The sequence below is a fragment of the Sphingobium sp. B11D3D genome, assembly GCF_025961755.1.
GTDB lineage: Bacteria > Pseudomonadota > Alphaproteobacteria > Sphingomonadales > Sphingomonadaceae > Sphingobium.
Genome location: NZ_JAOQOG010000001.1, coordinates 2205880 through 2229255, shown reverse-complemented (window position 1 = coordinate 2229255; position 23376 = coordinate 2205880). Strand labels below are relative to the sequence as shown.

19 protein-coding genes are annotated in these 23376 nt (G+C 63.6%); 11 read left to right on the top strand and 8 right to left on the bottom strand.

The annotated features are described in order from the left end of the window. Positions 1 to 122: 122 nt before the first annotated feature. Entirely contained in the window at positions 123 to 1391 is a 1269-nt protein-coding gene (gene clpX / locus M2334_RS10515) for an ATP-dependent Clp protease ATP-binding subunit ClpX (RefSeq protein ID WP_181559306.1), read from the top strand. A gap of 85 nt (positions 1392 to 1476) precedes the next feature. Here the strand turns inward: clpX and M2334_RS10510 are convergent, their stop codons facing one another. From M2334_RS10510 to M2334_RS10500, 3 genes are all read right to left on the bottom strand, one after another. Continuing rightward, positions 1477 to 1965: a DUF3237 domain-containing protein gene (locus tag M2334_RS10510; RefSeq protein ID WP_264605368.1), complete on the bottom strand. Its 489-nt coding sequence runs from the start codon at positions 1963 to 1965 to the stop codon at positions 1477 to 1479. A gap of 94 nt (positions 1966 to 2059) precedes the next feature. Then, a complete protein-coding gene (locus M2334_RS10505; protein WP_264605367.1) occupies positions 2060 to 2551 on the bottom strand; it encodes a DUF3237 domain-containing protein in 492 nt (163 codons plus the stop codon). A gap of 28 nt (positions 2552 to 2579) precedes the next feature. Then, positions 2580 to 2978 (bottom strand): nuclear transport factor 2 family protein, encoded by a 399-nt coding sequence (locus M2334_RS10500; RefSeq protein ID WP_264569994.1) that lies wholly within the window; start codon positions 2976 to 2978, stop codon positions 2580 to 2582. Between the two features lie 255 nt (positions 2979 to 3233). Between M2334_RS10500 and M2334_RS10495 the strand changes: the two genes are divergently transcribed. The 6 genes from M2334_RS10495 (at position 3234) to M2334_RS10470 (ending at position 9626) form a co-directional block, all read left to right on the top strand. Next, on the top strand, positions 3234 to 4157 hold the full coding sequence (locus M2334_RS10495) for a MarR family winged helix-turn-helix transcriptional regulator (RefSeq protein ID WP_264605366.1): 924 nt from the start codon (positions 3234 to 3236) through the stop codon (positions 4155 to 4157). Positions 4158 to 4231: 74 nt separating this feature from the next. Beyond that, positions 4232 to 5695 carry an aldehyde dehydrogenase family protein gene (locus M2334_RS10490; protein WP_264605365.1) on the top strand — a complete coding sequence of 488 codons (1464 nt, stop codon included), beginning with the start codon at positions 4232 to 4234 and terminating at the stop codon, positions 5693 to 5695. Between the two features lies 1 nt (position 5696). Next, on the top strand, positions 5697 to 6203 hold the full coding sequence (locus M2334_RS10485; RefSeq protein WP_181559312.1) for a nuclear transport factor 2 family protein: 507 nt from the start codon (positions 5697 to 5699) through the stop codon (positions 6201 to 6203). Continuing rightward, a complete protein-coding gene (locus M2334_RS10480) occupies positions 6203 to 7303 on the top strand; it encodes an NAD(P)-dependent alcohol dehydrogenase (RefSeq protein WP_264605364.1) in 1101 nt (366 codons plus the stop codon). The genes M2334_RS10485 and M2334_RS10480 overlap by 1 nt, the downstream gene beginning before the upstream one ends. Beyond that, a complete protein-coding gene (locus tag M2334_RS10475; RefSeq protein WP_264605363.1) occupies positions 7300 to 8148 on the top strand; it encodes an alpha/beta hydrolase in 849 nt (282 codons plus the stop codon). Before M2334_RS10480 ends, M2334_RS10475 begins: the two co-directional genes overlap by 4 nt. 23 nt (positions 8149 to 8171) lie before the next feature. Then, on the top strand, positions 8172 to 9626 hold the full coding sequence (locus tag M2334_RS10470) for a carotenoid oxygenase family protein (RefSeq protein WP_264572537.1): 1455 nt from the start codon (positions 8172 to 8174) through the stop codon (positions 9624 to 9626). Between the two features lie 124 nt (positions 9627 to 9750). Here the strand turns inward: M2334_RS10470 and M2334_RS10465 are convergent, their stop codons facing one another. Next, positions 9751 to 11109 (bottom strand): MFS transporter, encoded by a 1359-nt coding sequence (locus M2334_RS10465; RefSeq protein ID WP_264570000.1) that lies wholly within the window; start codon positions 11107 to 11109, stop codon positions 9751 to 9753. A 642-nt stretch (positions 11110 to 11751) separates the two neighbouring features. Between M2334_RS10465 and M2334_RS10460 the strand changes: the two genes are divergently transcribed. Then, a complete protein-coding gene (locus tag M2334_RS10460; RefSeq protein WP_264594718.1) occupies positions 11752 to 14265 on the top strand; it encodes a TonB-dependent receptor in 2514 nt (837 codons plus the stop codon). Positions 14266 to 14389: 124 nt separating this feature from the next. On the opposite strand, the gene M2334_RS10455 is transcribed toward M2334_RS10460, so the two are convergent. The 4 genes from M2334_RS10455 to M2334_RS10440 all read right to left on the bottom strand — a co-directional run bounded on the left by M2334_RS10455 (position 14390) and on the right by M2334_RS10440 (position 20334). Then, a complete protein-coding gene (locus tag M2334_RS10455; RefSeq protein ID WP_264605362.1) occupies positions 14390 to 16552 on the bottom strand; it encodes a S46 family peptidase in 2163 nt (720 codons plus the stop codon). Between the two features lie 126 nt (positions 16553 to 16678). Further along, a complete protein-coding gene (locus tag M2334_RS10450; protein WP_264570003.1) occupies positions 16679 to 18304 on the bottom strand; it encodes a GMC family oxidoreductase in 1626 nt (541 codons plus the stop codon). Between the two features lie 3 nt (positions 18305 to 18307). Next, on the bottom strand, positions 18308 to 18688 hold the full coding sequence (locus M2334_RS10445) for a nuclear transport factor 2 family protein (protein WP_264570004.1): 381 nt from the start codon (positions 18686 to 18688) through the stop codon (positions 18308 to 18310). Beyond that, positions 18685 to 20334 (bottom strand): GMC family oxidoreductase, encoded by a 1650-nt coding sequence (locus M2334_RS10440; protein WP_264605361.1) that lies wholly within the window; start codon positions 20332 to 20334, stop codon positions 18685 to 18687. The genes M2334_RS10445 and M2334_RS10440 overlap by 4 nt, the downstream gene beginning before the upstream one ends. A 135-nt stretch (positions 20335 to 20469) precedes the next feature. On the opposite strand from M2334_RS10440, the gene M2334_RS10435 reads away from it, so the two are divergent. The 3 genes from M2334_RS10435 (at position 20470) to M2334_RS10425 (ending at position 23376) form a co-directional block, all read left to right on the top strand. Further along, a complete protein-coding gene (locus tag M2334_RS10435) occupies positions 20470 to 21981 on the top strand; it encodes an aldehyde dehydrogenase family protein (protein ID WP_319801346.1) in 1512 nt (503 codons plus the stop codon). 67 nt (positions 21982 to 22048) lie between these two features. After that, entirely contained in the window at positions 22049 to 22570 is a 522-nt protein-coding gene (locus tag M2334_RS10430; RefSeq protein ID WP_264605360.1) for a MarR family winged helix-turn-helix transcriptional regulator, read from the top strand. Continuing rightward, a complete protein-coding gene (locus tag M2334_RS10425) occupies positions 22567 to 23376 on the top strand; it encodes a nuclear transport factor 2 family protein (RefSeq protein ID WP_264605359.1) in 810 nt (269 codons plus the stop codon). Before M2334_RS10430 ends, M2334_RS10425 begins: the two co-directional genes overlap by 4 nt.

Sequence of the window (23376 nt, the reverse complement as noted above, 5' to 3'; positions counted from 1 at the left end):
TTTACGCTATTTGGCGACATTTTCGGCACTTGTGATGCTGCAAGAAGGCGGTCTAGGATGACCGACGGAAAGAGCATCTGGGCAATTGGCGCGAGACGGCGCCAGACCAAGGAAGAGATTGAATGACAAAGCTCACAGGATCGGATTCGAAGAGCACGCTCTACTGCTCGTTCTGCGGAAAGTCGCAGCACGAAGTGCGTAAGCTCATCGCCGGCCCAACCGTGTTCATCTGCGATGAATGCGTCGAATTGTGCAACGATATCATTCGTGAAGAGACCAAAGGTGGTCTGGTCGGCCGCAAGGAAGGCGGCGTGCCGACGCCCCAGCAGATTTGCGATGTGCTGAGCGATTATGTGATCGGCCAGCAGCGCGCCAAGCGCGTGCTCTCGGTGGCTGTGCACAATCACTACAAGCGGCTGGAGCATGGCGGCAAGGCGGGCGATGTCGAGCTGGCCAAGTCCAACATCCTGCTGATCGGCCCGACGGGTTGCGGTAAGACGCTGCTCGCGCAGACGCTGGCCAAGACGTTCGACGTGCCGTTCACCATGGCGGATGCGACGACGCTGACCGAAGCCGGCTATGTCGGTGAGGATGTCGAGAACATCATCCTCAAGCTGCTCCAGGCGTCGGACTATAATGTCGAGAAGGCGCAGCGCGGCATCGTGTATATCGACGAGATCGACAAGATCAGCCGCAAGGCGGAGAATCCCTCCATCACCCGCGACGTGTCGGGCGAGGGCGTGCAGCAGGCGCTGCTCAAGCTGATGGAAGGCACGACCGCGTCGGTGCCGCCGCAGGGCGGCCGCAAGCATCCGCAGCAGGAATTCCTGCAGGTGGACACGACGAACATCCTGTTCATCGCGGGCGGTGCCTTTGCGGGGCTGGAAAAGATCATCGGCGACCGGCTTGAGGGCAAGTCGATCGGCTTCGGCGCGCATGTCGCGGCACCGGATGAACGGCGTACCGGTCAGCTGCTGAAGCAGACCGAGCCGGAAGATCTGCTCAAATTCGGCCTTATCCCCGAGTTTGTCGGTCGTCTGCCGGTCATCGCGACGCTGGAAGATCTCGACATCGCCGCGCTGGTGCAGATCCTCACCGAGCCCAAGAACGCGCTGGTGAAGCAGTATCGCAAGCTGTTCGAGCTGGAAGACGTGGAGCTGACGTTCACGGACGAAGCGCTGACGGCGATTGCTCAGCGCGCCATCGAGCGCAAGACCGGCGCGCGTGGTCTGCGGTCGATCATCGAGGCGATCCTGCTCGACACCATGTTCGATCTGCCGACGATGGAAGGCGTGACCGAAGTCGTGGTGGACAAGGATGTGGTGGAGGGCCGTAAGGACCCCGTCCGCGTCTTCGGTGCGGAAAAGCGCCAGGCGGGTGACGCGGCCTGATCGGATAATCTGACCGGCATGAAAAACGCCGCCGCCGGGGCCTGAGGGCTCCAGCGGCGGCGTTTTCGCTTGTTTAGTCAAATGCTCAGTCGAGTGTCTGCTTCACCGCATAATATGTGAAGATGGAGTGATCGGGATTGGACCGGCGGCTGCCGGTGCCGATGATCAGCGTTTTGCCCATCCAGTCATGCGGGCCCTCGGGCACCACGAATGTGGGCGAGAAGCAGAAATAGGCCGGTTGCGGCGTGCCGTCATCCAGTCGCGCCTCGCCCGGCTTGGCCGGGATGAGATAGCCATTGTTGTTGATGTAAATCTTGGTGCCGTCATCGGCCTGCAGCATATAGTGCGACTTGATGACGATGGTGCCGTCGCCCCGCACGGTGGCGTAATCGGCACCGCTGTCCGGGATGATGATGCCGGACAGGCGCGGGCCGTAGATCGTGCCGCTAGCGCAGGGCGTGTAGCCCTGATAGCCGCCACCCGGCAGCGGGCCGACAGTGCAGCGTTCGGGGCGGAAATTCACCCGCATCTCGAACGCATATTCGAGATGGGCGGGGACTTGCGGATCGTTCATCGCATGCTCTCCTCTTGGCTGGATAAGGCACTGCCGCCGCCCTGCGGAAAGTGCAAGGCGGCGGCAGCTGGATTTCTTTGGAAGGCGTCAGCCGTCAGAGCAGCATGAAATAGTGGATGCGGTTGGCCTTCGGGATCTTCTCGGCAACGCCGACGAAGATGTGCTTGCCCAGCCATTCGTGCGGGCCTTCCGGCACGTCGAACTTGGGGCTCACCCGCATATAATATTCTTCCGGTCCCACATCTTCGTTGCGGGCCATGCGCTCCATCGCGTCACCTTCGGCCCAGCGATAGCCGCGGCTCTGCAGATAGATCGGCGTGCCGTCATCGGCTTCCAGCATGTAGCGCGCGTCGAAATCGATCACGCCGTTGGGGCGGGACAGCGGATAGTCGCCGCCGCTCATCGGGATGACCCGGCCGCGAATGCGGGGGCCTTCGAAGATGCCTTGGGCTGCCCACACGGCAGCGCGGGTCGCGCCCATGCTGGTGGGGGAAATCCACACCGCCGGTGTCAGGTCGATCGACACCGTGAAGGCGAATTCGAACTTCGGCGCGAAGGGATGGGGGGCAATTTCGGGCGTTACCATGAAGTGCAATCTCCTTTTTCGATGACTATCAAACAGCAGCTGTGGCGGGCAGCGTCTTGTACCGCGCGCCGAGAATCTGCGCGAACTTGCCGTCGCGCAGATAATAGAAACCAAGGCTCTCGATGTTGAGGGTCTGCCCCTTCATCAAGGGGCCGGCGATGAAGTCTGGCCAGTCTTCCAGGCCATAGAATTCGGTGCGAACATGGCAGGCGAGGGTGTCCGGACCGGCCGCGACGGCGAGAATGTCGAGCGTTTCGCGAACCTTCGACTTCACGTCGCGGTAGAAATCCAGAATGGCGGAACGACCGATAATCTGACGCTTTTCGCCCAGGTTGAACACCACGTCATCGCAATAATATCGGCCGAAACCTTCGAAATCGTTCGCATTGAAGCGGGCGATGTAGTCGGCATAGTCGTCCTCGGTCATCCTGCGCTCCAATAAAATTCTTGTTGTTGATTCTTCAACAGCTAAGCGGGTGGCCGTTTGGGTTCAACTGAAAAACGTCGATCCGCTCGACCGATATGCTTGCCAAGCCCCGGAATCTGGCCGATTGTTGCGCATGATAACATTGCCCATCACGGGGTCCGCCTGTTTGTGACCATGCCTGCAAAACAAATTGCCATTGCTGCACCTGAGATTGATTGGGCCGTAGAAAGACCGCGTGTTCCGCTCGATCAGGTCATGCGGGTGTTCCTGCGCAAGCCGGGGTTTCTGCTCAACCGCATCGATCAGATCGCCAATGCCCTGTACGGATCGGTGGCCTGCGGGGGCGAGACCTTGTCGCAGGCGGAAATGATGCTCGCGATTGCTGAGCGTCCGGGGAGCGATCAGGTCCGCCTCGCGCGGGCCTGCGGCAGCGACACGTCGACCACGGCGATCGTGCTGCAGAACCTCGAATTGACCGGCCTTATCGCCCGCCAGCAGGATGAGCGGGATCGGCGGCGCAGTCTGCCGGTGCTGACGGCGGCCGGGGAAGCCCGCATGGACGAAATCCGGTCGTCTTTCGCCCAGCTTCAGGCGTTGCTGCTCGATCCGCTGAGCGATGACGAACGCGCGGTGGCCATGGCGCAGCTCTCCAGCCTGGTGGAGGCCGGCAATGACGGCGCGCCGCGATGGGACAGGCAGGACTCCTATCTGGCCAATGTGCCCAGCATGTTGTTCCGCCGCGCGCTGCAGATCCTCCATGCGCATTTCAGTGAGCAGGTCGCGCCGATGGCGGTGACCCTGCGCCAGTTCTCCGCGATGGTGATACTCGATCTGCATGGCGGCCTGAGTCAGGTCGAGTTCGCGCGTGTCTATGGCCTGGATCCCTCCACCTGCGCGATCGTTCTCAAGAAGCTGGCCCAGCGGGGGTGGTTGCAGGCTGTGCCCTCGCCGCAGGATCGTCGCAAGACGCTCTATTTCGTCACCGATGATGGCCGGCACCAGATCGACCGTCTCCAGACCAGCGCGGATGCGACCGAAGATGCGGTGCGATCCAACATATCCGCGCGCGCCTTCGAAGCGCTGCTCCCGCCATTGCAATCCGTGGTGCGCGCGCACTCGGCGATCCTGCGCTATCCGGGCTTTTTCCCTTGGGACAATGAAACGCCGCAATCCTGTTGATTGCCCGTCTAACATCGATATACAACGACGTCTGACTAATTGAGGCGAGTCTCTCGCCTTCGGGGAGGACGTTCATGGCGGATATCGAACGGCGCAGCGTGCCCGTGCGCAACCCACGCAGCGGCGCGATCGACTTTATGATGGAAATTGCGACGGCGGAGGACGTGGCGGCGAAGGCTGACCGTCTCCGGCGCAACCAGCAGGCTTGGGGTGCCAAGCCGCTCGCAGAGCGCATCGGCGTCATGCAGCGCTGGCTGGGCGAGGTCGCCAAGCGCGCCAGCGCCATCGCCGAGGCTGATGCGGTCGATACCGGAGGGTGCCATACCTCCTATCTCCAGGGCTTCATCACCATGGGCAATATCGGCGGCTGGATCGAGGACGCGCAGGCCGCGCTCGATGCGGCGAGCTATACCGGCCCCTCCAAGGCCATGCCGCAGGTGGAGGTGCGCACGCAGTTCGTGCCCTATCCGCTGGTCGGCGTGATCGGCCCCTGGAACGCGCCGATGATGCTGGTGCTGCTCGATGCCATTCCCGCCCTGTTCGCGGGTTGCGCCGTGCTTATCAAGCCCTCGGAAGTGACGCCGCGCTGGGTGCAGCCGCTGTTCGAGGCTGTGGCCCAGGTGCCGGAGCTGGCCGGCGTGTTCGATTATGTTCAGGGCGATGGCGAGACGGGCCGGGCGATCATCGACACCGTCGATCTCGTTTGCTTCACAGGCAGCGTGCCCACCGGCCGCAAGATCGCCGTGCAGTGCGCCGAGCGCCTGATTCCCTGCTATCTGGAACTGGGCGGCAAGGACCCGGTGATCGTCACTGAAACCGCCGATTTGGAGCGGGCGACCACCGCCGTCCTGCGCGGCGCGGTTCATGCCAATGGCATGGTCTGCTTCTCGGTCGAGCGCATCTACGTCGCCGAGGCCATCCACGATGCCTTCGTCGCGCTTCTCGTTGAGAAGGCGCAGAAGGTTCGCCTCAACAGCGACGATCCGCGCGCCGGGCATCTCCATCCCTTCACCTTCGCGCCACAGGCGCAGATCGTCGAGCGGCATATCGCCGACGCGGTCGAGAAAGGGGCGAAGGTCCTCACCGGTGGGGCCGTCGAGCAGATCGACGGCGGCCTTTACATGCGCCCGACCGTGCTGACCGGCGTGACCCACGACATGCTGGTCATGCGGGACGAAACCTTCGGGCCGATCCTGCCGGTCATGCCGTTCAAGACGGTTGAGGAGGCGATTGCCCTCGCCAACGACACCATTTTCGGCCTTACGGCGAACGTCGTTGCGGGCAGCGCGGAAGAAGCGATGGCGATCGGCCTGCAGATCAATGCCGGCTCCGTGTTCATGCAGGATACCTTCCTGACCTTCGCCAAGAACCGCACGGTCGGCAGCAATGCCTTTGGCGCGTCCGGCGTGGGCGGGGGCTCGCGCACCGGCCCGGAGGCGATCCTGCGCTATGTGCGCCGCAAGGCTCTGCTCACCAATCATGGCGAGCCGGCCGATATCCAGAACGATCACCATCTTGGAAAACCGGGAGGACACTGACATGGCATGGGAACTGAGCGCACTCGACCGGCTCGAAATTCAGGAGCTTTATTCGCGCTACGCCTGGGGCATCGACCTCGCCGATGAAGAGACGGCGATGTCGACCTTCGCGCAGGACGCCTGGTTCGATCATCTCTGGCAGGGCCGGGTGCAGGGCCATGAGGCCATCCTGGAGAATCTGCGCTCGCTGTGGAACGACCGGCAGAGCTGGTGGTACGGGCGCCAGCACATCATGAACACGCTGATCATGGACCCACGCCCGGAGCAGGGCGAAGTGGACGTGCGCTGCTTCTTCCAGATCCTCCAGTTTCAAACCGATTACCACACCAACTTCGTGTTCGGCATCGGCACCCGGCAGGACCATGTGACCAAGAAGGAAGGCGTGTGGCGCTTCCAGTCACTGCACGTCAACGCCTGGACGGCGGCCGATCAGGTGCCGTGGAAAGGTGAGATCCTGCTCAAAAAAAAGCCGAGCCATCAGGCTCCGCCGGTCGCGGGGAAGAAGTGATGCAGATCACCGCTGCCGTCAGTCGCGGCAATCAGCCGGCGCCGGTGCTTGAGACGCTGGAGCTGGAAGCGCCACGCGCAGGCGAGATGCTCGTGCGCATGGTCGCGGTCGGCATCTGCCATACCGATCTGCATGAGCATCCCGGCCGTCACGCGCCGCATCCCATCGTGCTCGGCCATGAGGGCGCGGGCGTGGTCGAGGCGCTGGGCGAGGGCGTGCGCGGGTTCGCGGTGGGCGACCATGTGCTCCTCTCGGGCAGCAGCTGCGGCGTGTGCCCCAGTTGCGTGGCCGGACGTCCGACCTATTGCGATCTCGCGATGCCGATGAACTTCGGCGGCAAGCGCCTCGATGGCTCGACGGCGCTGGCGTGCGGGGATGAGCGCATCCACTCGCATTTCTTCGGCCAGTCTTCGTTCGCGACGCACAGCATCGTGCCGGAGCGCACGGCGGTGAAGGTGGACAAGGATATTCCGCTGGAACTACTCGCCCCGCTCGGCTGCGGCGTCATCACTGGCGCCGGAGCGGTGATCGAGGCGCTGAAGGTGGGGGCAGGGGACACCATCGCCATCTTCGGGGTCGGTGGTGTCGGCCTCTCGGCGGTGATGGCCGCCAAGCTGGTGGGCGCGAAGCGGATCGTCGCGGTGGACATTAACCCAGGCCGGCTTGAGCTTGCGCGCGAACTGGGCGCGACCGATGCGATCCGCTCGGACGGCGAGGACGTCGCGAAGCAGATTCGCGCGGTTACCGGTCGCGGCGTGGACTTCACCTTCAACACGACCACCGTGCCAGCCGTCCACACCATGGCGCTGGAATGCCTCGCCATGAACGGCACTGCCGGCTTCGTCGCGGCGCCTCGGGGGGAATGGGCGCCCGCCATGTTCCCCATGCTGGCCGGTGGCAAGCAGCTGCGCGGCATCCTCGGCGGCGACGCCAATCCGCGCACCTTCCTGCCAATGCTGATCGATTACTGGCGGCAAGGGCGCTTCCCGTTCGATCGGCTGATCGAGACCTACGCCTTCGATGAGATCGGCAAGGCGTTTCATGATTGTGAGGCGGGCACGGTGATCAAGCCGGTGCTCAAGGTTGGAGATGCTGCATGACCCCCGAAATCCGCAAACAGCTTGAAGCGTTCGGCACGGAACTGACCCCGGACATGATGGGCGGCACGCAGGGGATTTACCGTGCCCTGCAGCCCGGCATTCCGGCTGGCGCCAGAGTGACGCGCGACCATCAATATGGTTCCGATGCACGCAATCGGCTGGATATCTTCACGCGGGACGGGCTTTCCGGCGCGCCGGTGCTGGTGTTCGTCCATGGCGGCGGCTTCGTGATGGGTGACAAGACCACCGAAGGCTCGCCCTTTTACGACAATATCGGCAGCTTTGCCGTGGATGAGGGCTATGTCGGCGTCACCATGACGTACCGGCTCGCGCCTGCCGCCACTTGGCCGGCCGGCGGTGAGGACGTCGCCAATGCCGTCATCTGGCTGCGCGAGAATGTGGCACAGTTCGGCGGCGATCCGGATCGCATCTTCGTGATGGGCCAGTCGGCCGGCGCGGTGCACGTGGCCGATTGCGTCGCGCGCTTCTCGCCAAAGATTGCCGGCGCGCTGATGTGCTCAGGGATTTACGACGTGGCCGCGGCCGAGCCGAATCAGTTCCAGAAATCCTATTATGGCGAGGACCCGGCAGGCTGGGCGCAGGCGTCCACCGTGGCCGGGCTGCTCACCAGCAAGATCCCGCTGTTCTTCTCGGTCTGCGAGTTCGATCCGGTGCCGTTCCAGCAGCAGGCCGCGAGCCTGGCTGCCCGCTACGCCATAACCAACAAGGCCTTTCCAAGGCTGCATTGGCTGGGAGGCCACAACCATCTGTCACCTGTGCTCGAGATCGGGACGCCAGACAGCGACCTTGAGCATCACATCATGAACTTCATCGCCACCGTCTGAGGCAGATTCTTCAGGAGGACCCCATGGTCGAACCCATTCAATTTCCCGATGTCGAGTTGTATCGCGGCTGGGGCGAGCCGATGCGCGCCAATATCGAGCTGCGTGGGCTGGAGCTGATTTCCGGCGCCATCCCCGATGGGCTGGAAGGCGGCCTGTATCGCGTCGGCGCCGACCGGCAATATCCCTCCGGCCGCACCGATGACATATTCATCGATGGCGAAGGCCAGATGCACATGATCCGCTTCAAGGACAATCAAGCGGACTATGTGGTCAAATGGGTCGAGACGGATCGCTACAAGGCGCAGAAGGCCGCCCGTCGCGGGCTCTTCGGCAGCTATCGCAACCGCTATACGGTTGATGAAAGCGCGAAGGAAATCCATCTCGGCACGGCCAACACCACGGCGATGTTCCATGCCGGCCATCTCTATGCGTTGAAGGAAGATGACCTCCCTTATGAGATCGACCCCGACACGCTGGAAACAAAGGGCCGCGTGGATTTCGACGGACAGATATTGTCCGAGACGTTTACGGCGCACCCCAAGGTGGACCCGATCACCAACGAGCTGCTGGCGTTCGGCTATCAGGCCAAGGGCGATGCGACCAAGGATTTCGTGTTCTACGTTTTCGGGCCGGATCGCAAGATCAAGACCGAGATCTGGTTCGAGATGCCCTATGCAGCCTGCGTCCATGATTTCGCGATCACCGATGAATGGGTGGTCGTGCCGTTCTTCCCGCTGATCACCGATCTCGACGTGGTGAAGCAGGGCGGGCCTTATTATCAGTGGCACCCCGATCAGCCTGTGCATGTCGCGCTGGTGCCGCGTTATGGCAAGGCGGAGGATATTCGCTGGTTCAAGGGGCCGACCGGCAGCGCCGGTCACATGATGAATGCCTATCGCGAAGGCACGAAGGTCCACCTCGATCTGTGCTATTATGATGGCAACTGCTTCCCCTTCTTTACCACGCCGCAGGGCGAGGAGACGGCGCCGGTTCCGCCATTCCTGACGCGCATGACGTTCGATCTTGCCAGCAATGAGGACAGCTTCACCACGCAGCGTCTGCTGAACATTCCGGGCGAGATGCCGCGCACGGACGATCGCTATCAGGGGCGGCCCTATCGCTATGGCTTCCTGCTCGCACGCGCGCAGGATGGATCGAGCGGCACGGCGCGGTTCGACAACCAGACCGGCGAGTTCCAGATCTGGAAGCCTGGCCCGGGCGATAGCGTGCAGGAGGCGCAGTTCGTGCCGCGCACGCCGGACGCGCCGGAAGGCGATGGGTGGCTGCTCGTGCTGGTCGCACGCGGTGCTAAGAACCGCAGCGATCTGGCCATTCTGGACGCGCAAAACCTGGCGGCCGGGCCGGTTGCGCTGCTCAAGCTGCCCGTCCGCGTCCGCTCGACCTTCCACGGCACCTGGGTGCCGGAGGAGACGCTCAAGAGCGGCCAGTATAATATGAAGCTCAGCTCGGCGGCCTGATCGCTTACACCTATCGGCCGACCGGTTCCCTGTAGACCGGGCGGGCCTCAAACAGAAAGGGCGGCCCTCGCATCATCGCGAGGCCGCCCTTTTCCTTTCGCCCGGCAACCGTCGAGCGCGCATATCAATGCGCGAGGGTGACGGGCTCTCTATCCTTCGCCTCTTCCTGGCGGCGGATATAGGCGAGGGCGAACATCAAGATCGCGGTGCCAAGCGGCAGCGCTGCCGTCAGCGCGAGGGTGAGTTGCAGCGAGTAGTGCTGGGCGAGCGCGAAGCCGCCCGCAATCGGCGCCACGATGCCGCCAATGCGCCCGGCGCCACCGGCCCAGCCCAATGCCGTGCTGCGCATCCGGGGCGGATAGACCTGGGCGATCATCGTGTTGAGGCCGGACTGTCCGCCGGTCTGGAAGAACTGCCAGGTGAGCAGCGCGACCACGAAGAAGGCGGAGTAGAAGGGCACCCAGCCCAGCAGGTTGATGGTCACGGCCAGCATCACATAGAAGCAGGCGATGAGCAGGGCGGGGCGCATCCGGTCCATCAGCCAGCCGATGGAGAGCGTGCCCGCGACCCCGCCGAGATAGCCGATCATGGCGACCTTCGCGAAATCCTGGATGGGGACGCCCGCCATTTCGAGGAAGAAGGTCGGCATCCAGGCGCTAAGCAGGGCCGTGTTGGTCATGCTGAGGGTGCAGGCAGCCCAGACCAGTGCCGTCATGGTCAGGCGACCCTCGGAGAACACGTCGGACAGCTTGGCCTTGCGCCCCTTGGCGCCACCGCTCTCGATCACGAACAGTTCGTCGCCCCGCAGGTCGACATTGCGGTCGATCTTGCGGATCGTGGTCGCGATCCGCTGATCGGATGGGTTGCGCTCGGCCCGGAACTTAAGCGATTCCGGCACGATCAGGAAGAGCAGCACCGCGCAGGTAATCGGCACGAGGCCGCCGATCCAGAAGCCGCTTTCCCAGCCATAGCTGTCCAGCAGCCACGCCGCGACGACGCCGCTGGCGGCACTGCCGGTCGAGAAGCCGACAAGCGCCAGAGAGATCAGCGTCGAGCGTTTGCGTTTGGGGGTCAGCTCGGAGATCAGCGCCATGGCCATGGGCAGGCCCGCCGCCATGAACACGCCGGCAATGCCGCGCAGAACAGCCAGCTGCGTGAGCGTCTGGGCATGGATGCTGCCGATGGTGATCGTGCCGAAGATGAGGCAGGAGACCATGAGCATGAACCGCCGTCCGAACCGGTCCGCCAGCGGGGCGATGCTGAAGGCACCAATGGCGAGGCCGATCTGCTGATAGACGAACACCTTGGTCATGGCCTCGGAGGTCTCTCCGAAATCTGCAGCGATGGCCGGCGCGATCTTGCCGATCATGAAGATATCGAACCCGTCGATGAAGCAGACCAGAACGCAGACGAGCAGCGCCATGATCTGGGTGGCGCTGATCCGCGACCGATCGATGAAGTCTTCGACGTCAAACCTGTTCATATTCAGCCATCCCGCATCCATCCGGCCGACCAGCCGGGCTTTTTATCGGATTGCACCAAAACACGGTGTTGATGGGGAATCAACATCCTTATAAAGCAAAGCTGCAGATTAGCGGTTGTGATGGGCGGCAATGTCGCCCATGGGCGCCGCGTAAGAGCGGGCGCGACGCGGCTTCGACGTGATCGGAACAAGAGGCGCCACCGGCCCGCAGGCCAGGGTCCATCGTGGCATGCATGCGACACTTTCTGACAAAGTCATCAATATTTCCTGCTCGATGAGAAATTTTCTTGTTTTCTCATCGGTGCTCTTCCAATGGCGCAGGCTGGAGTATCGGGCAAAGTCAATATCTCGGAGTATTGGCGATGCTCGGCTGGTCTTATGCCAGCGGGAGAAGGATGCAGTACAGGCGAAGCCCGTGGCTTCGATCAGGCCCTCATCGTGCCTGATCGCCTCACAGGCAAAGGCGATCTCGTTCGTCTTGGCGCATAAGTCCAATCCCTGCTGATCACTCCACTAACGCGGTGAAGCTGCGTGGTGTCCTGGCCCGTTTGCGGGCGGCGCTGTCTCCGGGCGGCGCGGGGATGCGGCGCGGCATTCACCCATCGATCAATGGGCCTGCGCCCGCGTTTTGGGAGATTTGGAATGTCGTTTTCGTTGAGGAACAAGCTTCTGGGCATGGCGGGTGCGTCCGTCTTTGCCATGAGCATCGCAGCGCCCGCACAGGCGCAGGACGATGCCGCTGCCCAGGCGCAGCCCCAGCGCGCCGGTGTCGAAGAGATCGTCGTGACCGCGACGCGCTCGGCCACCAACCTGCAGGAAACGCCGCTGGCCATCACCGCCGTGACCGCTAATGCGCTGACCGATCGGGCGATCAACAACATTCAGGACGTTGCGGCCATCGTGCCGAACGCCAGCTTTGCGGCAGCGAACGCCTCTTTTGGCCGCGCCGTGCAGGCCTATATCCGCGGCATCGGCCAGTATGACTTCAACTTGGCGTTCGAGCCGGGCGTGGCCTTCTATGTTGATGACCAATATTATGCGCTGCTCGCCGGCTCGACCTTCGATCTGCTCGACCTTGAGCGCGTCGAAGTGCTGCGCGGTCCGCAGGGCACGGTGTTCGGCCGCAACGCCATTGGTGGCGCCGTCAACCTGATTTCCAAAGCACCCGATGCCACGCCTTCGGCCTATGTCGAAGCGACCGTGGGCAGCTACAACCGCACCGACCTGCGCGCCGGCTTCAATGTGCCGCTCTCGGAGAACCTCTTCTTCCGCGTTTCGGGCGTGTCGAAGAAGCGCAAGGGCTACCAGAAGCTGCTCGACTTTCGTTGTGACATGGTGCGTCAGGGCACGCCTGGCCTCGCCGGCAGGTTCCCCTCGCTCGATCCCTCGGACGGCTTCCTCTCCGGCGCCTCGCAGACCGATTGCGAACTGGGCCGTTATGGCGGTGAAAGCGTCGTCGCCCTGCGCGGCGCGCTGCGTTACGCCGGCACCGGCATCGACCTGACGCTCTCGGCGGACTACACCAACGATGATTCCCCGGCGGTGGCGAACAAGCAGCTCCGCATCGTGCCGAGCGCAGCCACGCAGGCGCTTGATGCGGCCGTTTATCAGCCGCTTTGGGGGGTCAGCTATGACAGCCGCTTCCTCACGAACAGCCCTTACACCACCTATGCCACCTATTGCGATCCGATCCCGGCTGGTACCAACATCGCCGGCACTTATTATAACGGTGGGTCGGACCGTGGCGGCCAGTGCTTCGATCGCAAGGCTGTGATCGAGAATTACGGCTTCAGCGGCAAGGCCGTGGTCGATCTGACGCAGGACCTGACGCTCACCGTGCTGGGTAGCTATCGCAATGTCTTCACGACGGCCATCAACGATACCGACGGGTCGCCGCTGAGCCTGCAGACCACCAAGTCCATCATCACGCATGAGCAGTGGACGGTCGAACCGCGCCTCAACTACACCAGCCCGTTGTTCGATGTGACCGCCGGTCTGTTCTACTACAAGGGCAAGGGCCTCACGACGTCCAACGTCTCGATTCCGTTCCTCAACTTCCAGCAGAACGCCCGCATCAGCGTGGATAGCGAAGCCAAGGCGGCTTATGCCCAGGCGCAGGTTCGTCCGCTCGATCGCCTGCAGCTCACCGCTGGCCTGCGCTACTCGGAAGATACCAAGGACACGCTTTTCAACAACGGCCAGGGCGGCATCATTCGCCCCGTGCTCGTCAAGGACGACCGCATCGATTACCGCTTCGGCGCGGACTACAAGCTGACCGATTCCGTGATGGTCTATGGCTCGATCGCTTCGGGCTATCGTCCCGGTGCGTTCAACCCGCGTCCGTTCCAGGCCTCGCAGCTCGTGCCCGTCGCGGCCGAGGAAATGGTCGCCTATGAACTCGGCTTCAAGGGTGACTTCTTCGACCGTCGCCTGCGCCTGAACGTGGCCGGCTTCTATTCGGACTACTCCTCGCGCATCGTCTCGCAGAGCGGTTCTGAGTGCATCAACAACGGCACGACCGGTGTCTGCACGCTCGCCGGGACGCAGGTCGATCCGGCTGTGACCGGCGGCAGCGAGCTGTGCCGCGCCTATAATCCGGCGACGGACGGTGCGGTCAACCTCGCGCAGGGCATTGGCGTGGCTTGCATCTCCAAGACCAACTACGTCAATTCGCCGGGCAAGGTGAAGGGCTTCGAGGTCGAGCTGGAGGCCCGTCCGGTCGATGGCCTGACGTTCAACCTCGCGGGCGGTTACACGCATTTCGATGCGCCGGAACTGCGCAACGATCCGCTCGTAGTGAACCAGACGCCGGTTTACGTGCCGCAGTGGACGGGTTCGGCTGGTATCCAGTACGAGATCCCGGTCGAGCAGCTGGGTGGCTCCATCACGCCGCGGATCGACGGCTTCTACCAGTCGAAGATCTCGTTCAACTCGCGCAGCCCGATCGCCCAGATCCCCGGCCGCGCCGTGTTCAACGGGCGGATCAGCTACCAGAACGATGCGGGCGACCTGACCGTGGCGGTCGGTGCGACCAACTTGTTCAACAAGCAATATTACTACAACATCTTCGATCTGGTGCCCTTCGGCCAGCCCACCACGGAAGCCCAGCCGGGCCGTCCCCGCGAGTGGTATCTCTCGGTGCGCAAGAGCTTCTGACGCGCCTGACAGCGTCAGGCTGACATAAGGAAAGGCCGCCCCGGAGACATCCGGAGCGGCCTTTCTCTTTTGGTGCGTGTGGGGACAGGGGGGCAGGGCGGCCGCGCCGCCCCATCCTTCCGCCTCAGCGGCTGGCGACGGGCGTGACGCCCATTTCCTTGAGCAGCCGCTGCGCGCCGTCGACCTTGTCCATCGTCCAGAGCATGAAGCGGCTGTCGACATGGATCGTGCGGTTGCGCTCGGCCACATAGGCCCAGTCGGAGATCACGCCTTCCAGCGTGCCGTCGAAGGCCAGGCCGACGAATTCGCCGCGCGCGTTCAGCGTCGAGGAACCCGAGTTGCCATTGGTGATGTCGACATTGGACATGAAGTCGACCGGCAGCGTGCCCAGCTCTGTCGCGGCATAGGGGCCGTAGTCCTTGGCCTTGATCGCATCGATTGCGCCCTGCGGGGCATTGAACTCGCCCTTGCCGGTCTGCTTGGCGAGAAGGCCCTCGGCGGTGGTGAAGGCGGTCCAGATCTGGCCGTCCTTTTCCTTGCCCATGACCTTGCCCCAGGTCAGGCGCAGCGAGCTGTTGGCATCGGGATAGAGGGGCAGGCCGGCCGCTTGCTTATAGGCCATCAGACCCTTCATATAGCCAGCCCGCGCTGCCTGCGTGCGACCCGAGCGGGCCTTGGCGGCCTGCTCGCTCTCCATGTCGCCGGCATAGAGCGCGATGGCGAGCTTGATGAACGGATCGTCCGAAGTCTCGAAGGCGGAGGCGGGCTTGTCCAGCCAGCCCAGCCGGGTCGGCGTGTCGCCCAGCTTGGTCTCGCCATAGAGCCGGTCGAAGCCGATCTGCGTCAGCGCGGCCTCAAACTTGGCATCGCGATCCGCCACGTCGAGCTGGCGATATTCGACGAGCGCAGCCTCGAACAATTGACGATCGATCTTGGGCAGAAAGCGGCGCTCGACCTGACGGAGCCGGTCGACAATGCTCTCGCGGTCACGCTGCTGGAATCCGCTCTCGCGCTGGGCGTCGGGCTTTTCCTGCTCCTTGGCCCAGCGATACAGGGTGCGGGCTGCGCCGAGCAGTTGCGCGCGGTTGAGCAGGGACGTGCGCAGGCCGGTGAGGGAAGCCTTGTTATTCTCGATGACCACCGCATCCAGCGCCGCAATGTCCGCCCCGTAGCGCGTCTGACGGGCCGCGTCGGCAGCGACCCAGTCGCGGAAGGCCTTTTCCTCGGCCGGCTTGCGCTCATCAAGGCGGATGGCGTCGGCACCGACGAGGTCGCCGGCGAGCTTCTTCTCGTAATTCTCGGCCCCCGCGAGGATGGAGGCGTAGCGGATCTGCGCCTCGCGATCGCCTGCCGTGACCTTGTCGATCTGCGTTGCATAGTCGCTCAGCAGACGCTGCCAGAGCGGCTCATATTCCGCGAAGTTGAACAGCACTTCATCGCTGGTGCGCAGGCGGTTGGTGGTGCCGGGGAAACCGGCGACCATCACGAAATCGCCTTCCTTCACACCCTGCGAGGCAATGCGCAGCCAGGATTTCGGGCGGTAGGGGACGTTCTCCTTCGCGAAAGGCTTTGAGCTGCCGTCCGGCCCGACATAGGCGCGATAAAAGCCGAAGTCGCCGGTGTGGCGCGGCCACATCCAATTGTCCGTCTCGCCGCCAAAATTGCCGAGCCCTTCGGCCGGCGCGTAGACGAGGCGCACGTCCTGAATCTCAAGCTGCTGCTGGAGATAATAAGCCGCGCCGCCATAATAAGGCCGCACGTCGCAGCGGCGGTTGGCCTGCTTCTCGCACGCCGAGATCAACGCCTTGCGATTGGCGTCCAGCTTCTCGTAGCGGGCGAGGCCATCCAGGCGGGGCGTTACGCCGCGCATCATCGCGCTGGTCACGTCGCGCAGATCCTCGATCACATAGATGCGCGATCCGGGCGCGGCGGGCAGTTCCTCGCCCAGCTCCTTGGCGAGAAAGCCATTGGTCAGATAATCCCGGCCTTCGCCGCTATTATACTGGATCGACCCCTGCACGCAGTGATGGTTGGTCGCGACCAGCCCTTCGGGGCTGAGGAATGCAGCCGAGCAGCCGCCGAGCGAAACGATGGCGTTCAGCGGCGCGGCATCCAGCCGTCCCAGCTGATCGGGTGAGAGCGCCAGGCCGTCGGCCTTGAGCGCGGCGCCAATGTCCTTGATCTGGCCCGGCATCCACATGCCTTCATTGGCAGCGGCCGGTGCGGCGAGGGCGAGGAGGGCGGTGCAGCCCGCGAGAGAAACGATATGATGGACACGCCGAGGCATGAGGCAAGGCTCCTGCAAATTTTGAGGTTGCCCTGCCTATCGCGCCATGAATGGGCGAACGCAAGCCGGGGCAGCCCGTTCGACCGGGCCGCCCTGAGCTGACGTTACGTCACCGGCAAGGTCGCCTCAGGCCTGCAGGCCGTTGTCCGCCTTGATCATGTCCGCAGCCTTCTCGCCGATCATGATGCTTGCGGCATTGGTGTTGCCACCCACGATTCGCGGCATGATGGCGGCATCGGCCACGCGCAGGCCCTGGAGGCCGTGGACGCGCAGGCGCGGATCGACCACCGCCATGTCATCCTGCCCCATGGCGCAGGTGCCGACCGGGTGCAGGGCGGTGTTGATTGCGCTGCGCACCCAGGCATCGATCTCCGCATCGCTCTTCACATTCGGGCCGGGCATCACCTCCCCGCGCAAAACGTCGCTCAACGGTGCGGTGGAGAATATCTCGCGCAGTTGCGGCACGAGGCGGCGGAAGAAGGCCCGGTCTATCTCGGTGGAGAGCACGTTGGAGAGGATGCGCGGCTTTTCCGTCGGGTTTGCCGAGCGCAGCTTCACCCAGCCGCGACCCTCGGGCCTTAGCAGCACGCAGGCCATTGCCACTACGTCCGCCTTGGGCTTGCGCCAGCCGGGGAACCAGGTCTGCGCGCCGATCATCGTCGGCTGGAACAGGCACTGCGCATCCGGCCGCTCAAGCTCGGGCCGGGTCTTGATGAAGCCGTTGGCGGTCACCGGCATATCCGCGATCATGCCGCCGCGCGTCAGCAGCCATTGCAGCGCGGCAAGGGCGGAACGGTCGATGCGCAGGCTGTCGGTCAGCGTCACGCTGCGCGCCGCTGCATTGACCATCGCGACGGAAGGGTGGTCCTGCAGGTTCATGCCGACGCCGGGAAGGTGATGCACCACATCGATGCCTTGCTCGGCGAGATGCTCGGCCGGGCCGATGCCGGAGAGCAGCAGCACCTGGGGCGAATTATAGGCACCGCCCGAAAGGATGATTTCCTGTCCGGCGACGACCCGTTTGTCCCGGCCTTCGCTGTCGCGATAATGGACCGCGACCGCGCGGCCGTTGGCGACCTCGATGCGGGTGACCAGCGCGCCGGTCTCAACCGTCAGATTGGGCCGCGACATCGCCGGAATGAGGAAGCGCGCGGCGGTGCTGGCGCGCGTGCCCTCATGGATGTTGAGCGGCGGCGGTCCCCAGCCTTCCTGCTCGGCGCGGTGGAAACTGTCGCGCTCGTCATAGCCGAGCGATTTCACCGTGCTGATGAACCGCTGGTAGAGATCGTTGGTCTTGGGCTGCTGCTTGACGCTGAGCGGTCCGCCCTTGCCATGCCAATGGTCCTCAGGGCCCCAATGATTTTCCGATTTCTTGAAGTAGGGCAGCACATCGTCATAGCTCCAGCCCTCGTTGCCGAGCTGGCGCCACTCGTCATAATCCCGCGCATGGCCGCGCGCGTAGAGCATGCCGTTGATCATCGAGGAGCCGCCCAGCGCCTTGCCGCGCGGCTGGCGGATCTGGCGGTTATCTGCGAACGGTTCCGGCTCGCCCATATAGCTCCAGTTGAACTTGGGATCGGCCATGACGAACGGGAAGAGGATCGGCATGGTCAGGCGGATGTCGCGCTCGCGGCGTCCGGCCTCCAGCACGAGGACCTTGGCATTGGGATCTTCCGACAGGCGGGCGGCGATGACTGCGCCGGCCGAGCCGGATCCGATGACGATGAAGTCGGGCGTGGAGCTGTTGGCCAAGACTCAGAGTTCCTTGAAGCGGGCGGATTTGATGTGGGTGAACTTGCCGTTCGCGATACGGTACAGGATGATGCTCTCGATCTCGCGCACATCGCCCTTCTTGGTCGGCCACATTTCGAACTCGGGCCAGTCCTTGATCGTCTCGAAGCGGGTGTGGACCCGCAGCGCTGCGCCGTCATCGGCGAGAATGAGATCGAGGATGGTCAGCGTCTCCTCGAAATGCGCCTTCACGCCGCGATAGAACTCGCCGATCTTCTCCCGGCCGACGATGTGCATCCGGTCCCCAAGCTGAAAATCCACGTCATCTGCGTAGAAGCTGGTGAAGCCATCGAAATCATTGGCGTTGAAGGCGCCGATATAGCGCTCGAAATCCTCGCGGGTCATGCGGCATACTCTCCTGTGTGAACCAGTTCGTCAGCGGGCAGAACCTTGCCCTTGAGGATGTCCGCCGCCCGCTCGGCGAGCATGATGGTGGGCGCATTGATGTTGCCGCCGGTCTCGTCCGGCATCACCGAGGCATCGATGACCCGCAGGCCCTCCATGCCGATCACCCGCAGCTGCGGATCGACCACCGCCATCGGGCCTGTGCCCATCCGGCAGGTGCCGAGCGGATGCTGCGTGGTCGTCGTGGTGGCGCGGATATGCTCATCCAGCGCTTCATCGCTCACCACCTCGGCGCCGGGCGAGATTTCCTTGCCGGTGATCTCGGCTTGCGGCGAAGTGGCATAGATATTCCGCGCAATGCGGATGCCCGCCCGCGCCGTCGCGAAATCGGCCGGCGCGCTGAACAGGTTGAGGAAAATGCCGACATGATCGTCGGCCTTGGGCGATTTGAGGAATACCCGGCCCCGGCTTTCCGGGTGGAGCAGGATGACGTCGGCGGTCAGCTTGTGCGGCGGACGCTTCTTGATGCCGGGGAACCACAAATGCGCATCCAGCGTCACCGGGTTGCACCAGAGTTGAATGTCCGGCTGGGCGAGGCGCGGGTCGGTGCGCAGCACCGGGTTGGCGCTGTTCACCTGCCGCGCAAAGGGGCCGGTGCCCATGAAGTACCAGCGCAGCACGGAGAGCGTCGCCTTGTCGAAGCGCAACTCGTTGACGAAGGTGACCGGCGAGGCCTCGAACAGCACCGGTGTGCGGGGGTGCTCCGAGAGATTCTCGCCGACGCCGGGCAGATCATGCACGACCGGGATATCCATCTCGCGCAGATGCTGCGCCGGGCCAATGCCGGAGAGCATGAGCAACTGCGGCGAATTGTAGCTGCCGCCCGAAAGGATGACCTCGCGTCGGGCAAGGGCGGTCTTGAGAATGCCGTCGTGGCGATACTCCACGCCCGTCGCCCGCTTGCCTTCGGTCAGCACGCGCTGGGTCATCGCGTTGGTCAGAACCGTCAGATTGGGCCGATCCATAGCGGGCTTGAGATAGGCGGCATAGGTCGAGGCCCGGCGGCCATTCTTGTCGATGGTCAGCTCGACGCGGCCTACGCCTTCCTCATCGCCATCGTGAATGTCGTCGGTGATCGGGAAGCCGGCGTTCTTCGCGGCGGCCATCAGTTCGTCATGCAGCAGCCATTTCGTCGCGTTCGGCGTGACGCTCAGCGGGCCGTCGGCGCCGTGCAGATCGGACGCGCCGCGCCAGCTGCGCTCCATCTTGCGGAAATAGGGGAGCACATCGGCATAACTCCAGCCCTTGCAGCCCATCTGCGCCCAGCGATCGAAATCGGCGCTGTGACCGCGCATGAACACCATGCCGTTGATCGAGCTGGAGCCGCCGAGCAACCGTCCACGCGGCAGGATCAGCTTGCGGTTGTTCATGTGCGGCTCCGGCTCGGTCCAATAGGGCCAGGTGTAGCCGGGCTTGAACAGCGCCTTGAGGAAGCCGAGCGGCATCCGAATCAGCCAGTCATCGCCACCGCCGCCTGCCTCCAGCAGCAGGACGCGCACATTCGGGTCCTCGGTGAGTCGCGCCGCGAGCACCGACCCGGCGGACCCCGCGCCGACAATCACATAATCAAAGGAATTTTCGGACAAAGTCACTCTCCATGGACTTCCGGCGCGCTAGAGTTGGCGTGGACGCATGTCTGCTGTTATTGAGGAGATCATGATGATTCAACATGATCTCTGCCGTCAGGGTACCGACGGCTGCTGGAAAGGATGTCTGTTTCGATGAATGCGCCTTACAATCCCGGTCTGCTTGAGCAACTGCGTATGCGCTACGCCAACGGCCCGGTCAAAATGTTGATCGGCGGGCAGTGGGTCGAGGCCGCATCCGGCGAAACCTTCGAAACGCTCAATCCCTCGACCGGCGAACTCATCGCAAATGTCGCCAGCGCCGGCGAGGTCGATGTGGACCGGGCCGTTGCCGCCGCGCGCAAGGCGTTCGAGGGTGCCTGGTCGGGCGTGAAGCCCACCGAGCGGACCAATCTGCTGCTCAAGCTCGCCGATCTGCTTGAAGCCAATGCCGAGGAACTGGCTCTGCTGGAGACGCTGGACGTAGGGCGGCCCATCCAGTTCTCGCGGATGATCGACGTCGCGGGCGCCGTTGGCCAGCTGCGCTACAATGCCGGCTGGGCGACCAAGATTTTCGGCGAGACCGCAGAGATCAGCGCACCGGGCGAATGGCTCTCCTATGTGCTGCGCGAGCCGGTCGGCGTGTGCGCGCAGATCGTGCCGTGGAATTTCCCGCTGGTCATGGCCATGGGTAAGCTGGCGCCGGCGATCGCGGCGGGCTGCACCGTGGTGCTCAAGCCAGCCGAACAGACTCCGCTCAGCACGCTGCGGCTGGGTGAGCTGTTGCTTGAGGCGGGTTTCCCCGAAGGCGTAATCAACATCGTCTCGGGCTTCGGCCGGACCGCTGGCGCGGCGCTGGCTGCGCACCGCGATGTCGACAAGGTCTCGTTCACCGGTTCGACGGTGACCGGCAAGGCGATTATCGAAGCCTCCAAGACGAACTTCAAGCGCGTGCAGCTCGAACTGGGCGGCAAGTCGCCGACCTATATTTTTGCAGATGCGGATCTTTCCAAAGCCATTCCGGCAGCGGCGATGGGTATCTTCTTCAATGCCGGTCAGGTCTGCGCGGCGGGATCGCGCCTGTTCGTGCATGAGAAGGTGGCTGATGCCGTGCTGGAAGGCGTGGTGAACATGGCGCGGGGCATGAAGGTCGGCCAGACCCTCGATGCCTTGACCATGATCGGCCCGCTGGTCAGCGCGGCGCAGCTTGACCGCGTGACCGGTTACATCGAGTCCGGCCGCCAGGAAGGCGCCAGCGTGCTCGCCGGCGGCGATCGCCTCTCCGGTGAGGGCTATGAGGGCGGCTATTTCGTCCAGCCCACCGTGCTGGTGGATACCAAGCCCGACATGCGCGTGCGCGCCGAGGAAATCTTCGGCCCGGTGCTCTGCGCGATGCGATTCACCGACGAGGACGACGTCGCGGCGCTGGCGGCGCGGGGCAATGAGACGGAGTTCGGCCTGTCCGCATCCATCTACACCCAGAATATCTCCACCGCGCACAAGCTGGCCCGGCGCCTCAAATCCGGCACCATCCGCATCAACGGTTCGGGCGGCGTCGATCCCGCGCTTCCGCTCGGCGGCTACAAGGCCTCCGGCTGGGGCCGCGAGAATGGCAAGGCCGGCGTCGAGGCCTATACCGAGCTCAAGGCGGTCAGCGTCGCCCTCTAAGGGCGCGCAGCGAATTATAGTGCCGCCTCGGGTCCACCGGGGCGGCTCGAGGAGAGGGGGAGCGCAATTGAGCGCAAAGGATAACAACAATGGGGTGGCGGGCCCTCTCGAAGAAGCCTGGCGCATCTTCGATTCCCGCCACCTTCCTTATCGTCTGCTGATGCTTGGCAAGATGCTGGACCGGCTTTCGGTCCAGCACATCCGGGACAATGCGGGTGTCTCGCTGGCGGAGTGGCGCGTGTTGGCTCATCTCGCGGTGATGGGCACCAAAAGTGCCAGCGAAGTGTCGGCCGCAGCGCTGGTGGACCGGGCGGAAGTCAGCCGCGCGGTGCGGGTTCTGGAAGAAGAAGGCTTCCTGCGGCGCGAGGAAAACCCCCGAAACCGCAAGAGCAGCCTGCTGGTGCTGACCGAAAAGGGGCAGGACAGCTACAAGCGGGTCCATATGGATCGGCGCAAGTTCTTCAGCATGTTGACGGCCGATTTCAGCGAGTCCGAACTGTCGGACCTGGATGGAATGTTGCTGCGCATGGCCAAAAGGGCCGACCAAATGGGGCGTGAAGGCGTTCCTTCAGCGAGGAAAAAGCCTTGAATTACGACGATTATGTCGCCGACTTCAACGAGGGGCAGGATGATCGCCTCGTCGAGCGGTGGTTTGCACCGGATTGCGTGATGTACAGCAGCACCCGCGTCTGCCGTGGGCGCGATGGCTTGCTGGATTTCCTCGACTGGGCCCATGACGGCGTACGCGAGGTCATCCGGCCCCGGCTGGTACTGCAGGAGGGCAACCGGCTGTTCGTCGATGTGGACATGGACTTCATCTGCCACGCGCTGCGCCCCGATTTCCCCTTCGCGCCCTTGCTGCCGGGCGATATTCTGACGGTGCGGTTCTTCGTGACCTATCTGTTGAACGAGGCCGGGCAAATCCAGGAACTGTGCTCCATGACCTGGCCGGCGGAGCAGGGCGTCACCAAGGCGCCGATGCTCTCATCCCATGCGGGCGGGCGGGCGGCCTATCATGCTTATGCGGCGGCGTTCAGTGCTGGCGATATGGAGCGGGCAGGGCGTTACTACACAGAGGACTGTGTGCTGCGGCTACCCTCAGTGCCTGTCATCAACGGACGCGATGGCATCTGCGACTTCTATCGCACCATGTTCCAGACGGTACGCGAAGATCTCACCATCCATGGGCTGGTGATCGACGACAACGGGATTGCGGTGGACTGCACCAGCACGTTCACGGCGCAGCAGGACGCGCCCGATTTCGTGGTCGCGCCGCTCAAGCAAGGCGAGAGCGTTCAGGTGCGCGTGTTCGTCGTCTACGGATTGCGCAATGGGCAGATCGCGACGATCGACGTGGCGCGGGCAGGCGCCGTGGCACCGCCCGCGTCCGCCTGA

Excerpts from the sequence above, each read along its gene's own strand:
- M2334_RS10480 (WP_264605364.1), top strand. The coding sequence starts at position 6,203 with ATGCAGATCACCGCTGCCGTCAGTCGCGGCAATCAGCCGGCGCCGGTG.
- M2334_RS10455 (WP_264605362.1), bottom strand. The coding sequence starts at position 16,552 with ATGCCTCGGCGTGTCCATCATATCGTTTCTCTCGCGGGCTGCACCGCC.
- clpX (WP_181559306.1), top strand. The coding sequence starts at position 123 with ATGACAAAGCTCACAGGATCGGATTCGAAGAGCACGCTCTACTGCTCG.
- M2334_RS10475 (WP_264605363.1), top strand. The coding sequence starts at position 7,300 with ATGACCCCCGAAATCCGCAAACAGCTTGAAGCGTTCGGCACGGAACTG.
- M2334_RS10495 (WP_264605366.1), top strand. The coding sequence starts at position 3,234 with ATGCGGGTGTTCCTGCGCAAGCCGGGGTTTCTGCTCAACCGCATCGAT.
- M2334_RS10435 (WP_319801346.1), top strand. The coding sequence starts at position 20,470 with ATGAATGCGCCTTACAATCCCGGTCTGCTTGAGCAACTGCGTATGCGC.
- M2334_RS10445 (WP_264570004.1), bottom strand. The coding sequence starts at position 18,688 with ATGACCCGCGAGGATTTCGAGCGCTATATCGGCGCCTTCAACGCCAAT.
- M2334_RS10470 (WP_264572537.1), top strand. The coding sequence starts at position 8,172 with ATGGTCGAACCCATTCAATTTCCCGATGTCGAGTTGTATCGCGGCTGG.
- M2334_RS10465 (WP_264570000.1), bottom strand. The coding sequence starts at position 11,109 with ATGAACAGGTTTGACGTCGAAGACTTCATCGATCGGTCGCGGATCAGC.
- M2334_RS10505 (WP_264605367.1), bottom strand. The coding sequence starts at position 2,551 with ATGGTAACGCCCGAAATTGCCCCCCATCCCTTCGCGCCGAAGTTCGAA.
- M2334_RS10485 (WP_181559312.1), top strand. The coding sequence starts at position 5,697 with ATGGCATGGGAACTGAGCGCACTCGACCGGCTCGAAATTCAGGAGCTT.
- M2334_RS10460 (WP_264594718.1), top strand. The coding sequence starts at position 11,752 with ATGTCGTTTTCGTTGAGGAACAAGCTTCTGGGCATGGCGGGTGCGTCC.
- M2334_RS10490 (WP_264605365.1), top strand. The coding sequence starts at position 4,232 with ATGGCGGATATCGAACGGCGCAGCGTGCCCGTGCGCAACCCACGCAGC.
- M2334_RS10500 (WP_264569994.1), bottom strand. The coding sequence starts at position 2,978 with ATGACCGAGGACGACTATGCCGACTACATCGCCCGCTTCAATGCGAAC.
- M2334_RS10510 (WP_264605368.1), bottom strand. The coding sequence starts at position 1,965 with ATGAACGATCCGCAAGTCCCCGCCCATCTCGAATATGCGTTCGAGATG.